The organism is Pseudomonas machongensis (assembly GCF_034961125.1).
In the GTDB taxonomy this organism is placed as follows: domain Bacteria; phylum Pseudomonadota; class Gammaproteobacteria; order Pseudomonadales; family Pseudomonadaceae; genus Aquipseudomonas; species Aquipseudomonas machongensis.
The window spans coordinates 1-4,632 of sequence record NZ_JAYFUI010000004.1 but is presented as its reverse complement, the minus strand read 5'-3'; the positions used below and the strand labels follow the sequence as shown (position 1 = coordinate 4,632).

Annotated in this window: 4 protein-coding genes and 1 pseudogene; 1 reads left to right on the top strand and 4 read right to left on the bottom strand. The window is 64.2% G+C overall.

The annotated features are described in order from the left end of the window. Nucleotides 1-87: 87 nt before the first annotated feature. Nucleotides 88-717 carry an isochorismate family cysteine hydrolase YcaC gene (gene ycaC, locus VA602_RS00185; RefSeq protein WP_125931023.1) on the bottom strand — a complete coding sequence of 210 codons (630 nt, stop codon included), beginning with the start codon at nt 715-717 and terminating at the stop codon, nt 88-90. A 133-nt stretch (nt 718-850) separates the two neighbouring features. On the opposite strand from ycaC, the gene VA602_RS00180 reads away from it, so the two are divergent. Then, nucleotides 851-1,762, top strand: coding sequence for a LysR substrate-binding domain-containing protein (locus VA602_RS00180; protein WP_063542074.1), 912 nt, complete (start codon nt 851-853; stop codon nt 1,760-1,762). Nucleotides 1,763-1,765: 3 nt separating this feature from the next. On the opposite strand, the gene VA602_RS00175 is transcribed toward VA602_RS00180, so the two are convergent. From VA602_RS00175 to VA602_RS00165, 3 genes and pseudogenes are all read right to left on the bottom strand, one after another. Further along, entirely contained in the window at nt 1,766-3,604 is a 1,839-nt protein-coding gene (locus VA602_RS00175) for an amidohydrolase (RefSeq protein WP_323452137.1), read from the bottom strand. Between the two features lie 197 nt (nt 3,605-3,801). Continuing rightward, nucleotides 3,802-4,353 carry an antibiotic biosynthesis monooxygenase gene (locus VA602_RS00170; RefSeq protein WP_063542070.1) on the bottom strand — a complete coding sequence of 184 codons (552 nt, stop codon included), beginning with the start codon at nt 4,351-4,353 and terminating at the stop codon, nt 3,802-3,804. Between the two features lie 58 nt (nt 4,354-4,411). Beyond that, nucleotides 4,412-4,632: pseudogene (locus tag VA602_RS00165) on the bottom strand (hydrolase); the annotation flags it as partial.

Below are 4,632 nucleotides of genomic sequence, written 5' to 3'. Positions count from 1 at the left end.
CTGGATCTTGAGTGCGGGGCGCGAGGAACATTCCATCGCGCGGCTGGCCGGTCGGTCACGAGGCGTACCGACCGGCGTTTGGCTGGGTCACTTGCTCGCGGTGAGGGCGTTGTAGCTGGTGATCAGGTTGCGGTAGTCCGGGATGTGGTTGGAGCACAGCGCGGCCAGGCCTTCGACGTCGTTGCGCCAGTCGCGGTGCAGCTCGCAGGCCACGCCGAACCAGGTCATCAGTTGCGCACCGGCAGCTTCCATCCGGCGCCAGGCGGCATCGCGGGTCATCTCGTTGAAGGTGCCGGAGGCATCGGCCACCACGAACACTTCGAAGTCCTCGGCCAGGGCCGACAGCGCCGGGAAGGCCACGCACACTTCAGTCACGACACCGGCGATGATCAGCTGCTTCTTGCCGGTGGCCTTCACCGCCTTGACGAAATCTTCGTTGTCCCAGGCATTGATCTGGCCAGGGCGGGCGATGTAGGGCGCGTCCGGGAACAGCGCCTTGAGCTCCGGCACCAGCGGGCCGTTGGGGCCTTGCTCGAAGCTGGTGGTGAGGATGGTCGGCAGGTTGAAGAACTTGGCCAGGTCGGCCAGCGCCAGCACGTTGTTCTTGAACTTGTCCGGCTCGATGTCACGGACCAGCGACAGCAGGCCTGCCTGGTGGTCGACCAGCAGTACGGCGGCATCGTCTTTGTTCAGGCGGTTGTAGGTGAATTGGCTCATGGTCTGTACTCCCAATGTGTCTTCGATGTGCGGTAAGTGGGGTGTTGCGCGTTGATGAGTACAGATTAAAAACATCACCTTTGATGCGGTAGACTGCAAAAATTGTCTGTAGCGTTCTGTTTGGAGAACGATCTTGGAAGACCTGAATTCCCTCTATTTCTTTACCCAGGTCGTCGAGCATGGCGGCTTCGCCCCGGCGGGCCGGGCGCTGGACATGCCCAAGTCGAAACTCAGTCGGCGCATCGCCGACCTGGAAGACCGTCTTGGCGTTCGCCTGCTGCACCGTACCAGCCGCCACTGTTCGCTGACCGAGATCGGCCAGGCCTACTACAACCGTTGCCTGGCCATGCGTGTGGAAGCCGAGGGCGCGGCAGAAATCATCGAGCGCAACCGCAGCGAACCACGTGGCCTGGTGCGAATCAGTTGCCCCACCACCCTGCTCAACTCGTGGGTCGGGCCGATGCTCACCCGCTACATGCTCAAGTACCCGCAGGTGGAGCTGTTCATCGAGAGCACCAACCGTCGCGTCGACCTGTTGCATGAAGGCTTCGATGTGGCGCTACGGGTGCGCTTCCCGCCGCTGGAGAACACCGACATGGTGATGAAGGTGCTGAGCAACAGCACCCAATGCCTGGTGGGCCATCCATCGTTTCTCGCCCAACTGCCCGAAGGTTTCGAACCGCAGGTACTGAGCTCGCTGCCAAGCCTGCACTGGGGCGCGGCGCAGCAGAAGTATCAATGGGAGTTGTTCCAGGGGGAGGACATGGCGCGCAAGCTGGTGATCACGCACACGCCGCGCATGGTCACCGATGATCTGTTCGCGCTGCGGCATTTCGTGGTGGCGGGGGTGGGCATCGCGCACTTGCCGCGGGTGGCGGTGCGCGAGGACCTGGCCCAGGGGCGCCTGGTGGAGATGTTGCCGGCGTGGCAGCCGCGCTGCGGGATCGTCCATGCGATCTTCCCGTCGCGGCGCGGGCTGCTGCCTTCGGTACGCTCGCTGATCGACCATCTGGCCGAGGAGTTTGCGGTCAGTGATATGGCTTGAGTTTCAGAACGCGAAGCAGGAACAGCCCAGCGCTCCCCAGAAGCCCTGATAGTCGCTCACCGGCACGCTCGAATGCCGGGCCTTCTCATGGCTGTGCGCATGCACCCCGCACGGCCCGACGCACCGGTGTACCGCCGCTGCCAGCGGCGCACCGGCCCGCCAGTGCCCCGGCACCTTGGCCACCGGCGACCACTCGGGCACCACCGGTATCTGCGCCGGGCCGAGCTTGTCGAACTCCGCCGCGCCGTACACAACCTTGCCATCCACCACCGTCAGCACCGACTCGATGCTCTTGATCGCCTCTTCCTCGACGCTGAAGAAGTCCAGCGACAGCGCCGCCAGGTCAGCCAATTGCCCGACCTTGATCTGCCCCTTCTTGCCCTGCTCGCTGGAGAACCAGGCGCTGCCATGGGTGAACAGCTCGAGCGCCGTGGCGCGACTCAGGCCTTCCGGATACAGCTCCAGGCCGCCAACGGTCTTGCCGCTGACCATCCAGTACAGCGACGTCCACGGGTTGTAGCTCGACACTCGGGTGGCATCGGTGCCGGCACCGACCGGCACACCCTCGGCGAGCATGCGCTGGATCGGCGGGGTCTTCTCGGCGGCCTTGGCGCCGTAGCGGTCGACGAAATACTCACCCTGGAAGGCCATGCGGTCCTGGATGGCAATCCCGCCATTCAACGCCCGCACCCGCTCGATGTTCTTCGGCGAGATGGTTTCGGCGTGGTCGAAGAACCACGGCAGGTTGTTGAACGGGATGTCGCGGTTGACCTTCTCGAACACATCGAGCATGCGCGAGATGGACTCGTCGTAGGTGGCATGCAGGCGGAACGGCCAGCGCTGCTCGACCAGGTGACGGATCACCGGCTCCAGCTCTTCTTCCATGGTCTGCGGCAGGTCCGGACGCGGCTCGAGGAAGTCCTCGAAGTCGGCAGCGGAGAACACCAGCATCTCGCCAGCGCCGTTGTGGCGCAGGAAGTCGGTGCCGCTGTGCACCTTCACGCTGGAGGTCCACTTCTTGAAGTCGTCCAGCTCTTCCTTGGGTTTCTGGGTGAACAGGTTGTAGGCGATACGCACGGTCAGCTGGTCGTTGTCGGCCAGTTGCTGGATCACCGAATAGTCGTCCGGGAAGTTCTGGTAGCCGCCACCTGCGTCGATGGCGCTGGTCAGGCCGAGGCGGTTGAGCTCACGCATGAACTGACGGGTCGAGTTGACCTGGTATTCCAGCGGCAGCTTCGGCCCCTTGGCCAGGGTGGCGTAGAGGATGGTCGCGTTGGGACGGGCGATGAGCATGCCGGTCGGGTTGCCGAACTTGTCGCGCTGGATTTCGCCACCGGGCGGGTTGGGCGTGTCCTTGGTGTAGCCGACGGCACGCAACGCCGCGCGGTTGAGCAGCGCCCGGTCGTACAGGTGGAGGATGAACACCGGCGTGTCAGGCGCTGCCTGGTTGATTTCTTCGAGGGTGGGCATGCGCTTTTCGGCGAACTGGAATTCGTTCCAGCCACCCACGACACGCACCCATTGCGGCGTTGGTGTGCGCAGGGCCTGCTCCTTGAGCATGCGCAGGGCATCGGCCAGCGATGGCACACCTTCCCAGCGCAGTTCGAGGTTGTAGTTCAGGCCACCACGGATCAGGTGCAGGTGCGAGTCGTTCAGACCCGGGATCACCGTACGCTGCTTCAGGTCGATGATCTGCGTGCTGTTGCCCTTGTGGGCCATGGCCTCGGCATCGCTGCCCACGGCGACGAAGCGCCCGTCCTTGATGGCCACGGCGGTAGCTGTGGGGTTTTCACGGTCGACGGTATGCAGCTTGCCGTTGAACAGAATGAGGTCGGCGGTCATGGGATCTCCTGAAATGTCGGCATGGGCGGAATCGGTGAAGGGCAGTGCGGACCAGAGCGCGCCGGCCGCACCGAGCAGGGTGCTGTTGGCGAGGAAACGGCGGCGGCTCTTGTCGGTGGGGTCCTGGTTCATGGTGCTCTCCGTCCGGTGGGGTGATCGGGCGATTGAACGCTAGCAGTGGAACGTCAGGCGTGCGCTCAACGGCGCAGCCATCCGGCGCAGCGGCGCGTCACCCACGGCATGATGAAGAACACCACCGGGAGGATGACGCACAGGTTGACCAGCAAGTTGCTCGCCAACGGCCCGCCCAGCGGCGGCACCTTTGCGAACAGCGGCGCCAGCAACAGGGGCACCAGCAAGGTCATCGGGCAGATAACCAGATAAGTCAGCACCGCCTGCTTCCAGCGCGCAGGCTGTGTAGCTGCAGTGCTGGATGGGGTGAACCAGAACTCCGGGTCATCGTGGATACGGGTCTGGTCACCCTCCTCCAGCAGCGGCAGCACTTCGGCGACCAGGCGCTGGCGCTCCGGTGAATCGACCCAGGCACGCAGTTGTCCTGCATCGGCAAAACGCACCACGGTGGTGAACTGACCGCCATTGGCGTCCGGGCGGATCACGTTCACGTCCAGATGACCCGGTTGGCGGCGGGCAACCCCGACGGTATGACGCAACCAGGTCTCGTAGTGCGCCAGGGCATCGGCCCGGACCTTGTGCTGGATCACCAGGGTGACCACGCTGCTGTTGTTCATTGCTGAATACCTGAGCAAAAGTTGACCAGGCGCCGCAGAGGGCGCCTGGCGGGGCGGCTCACTTGCCTGCGGTGAGGGCGTTGTAGCTGGTGATCAGGTTGCGGTAGTCGGGGATGTGGTTGGAGCACAGCGCGGCCAGGCCTTCGACGTCGTTGCGCCAGTCGCGGTGCAGCTCGCAGGCCACGCCGAACCAGGTCATCAGTTGCGCACCGGCAGCTTCCATCCGGCGCCAGGCGGCATCGCGGGTCATCTCGTTGAAGGTGCCGGACGCATCGGCCA

What these genes read in the sequence shown, in the direction of transcription:
- VA602_RS00170 (WP_063542070.1), bottom strand. Translation starts at nt 4,353, where the DNA reads ATGAACAACAGCAGCGTGGTCACCCTGGTGATCCAGCACAAGGTCCGG.
- VA602_RS00175 (WP_323452137.1), bottom strand. Translation starts at nt 3,604, where the DNA reads ATGACCGCCGACCTCATTCTGTTCAACGGCAAGCTGCATACCGTCGAC.
- ycaC (WP_125931023.1), bottom strand. Translation starts at nt 717, where the DNA reads ATGAGCCAATTCACCTACAACCGCCTGAACAAAGACGATGCCGCCGTA.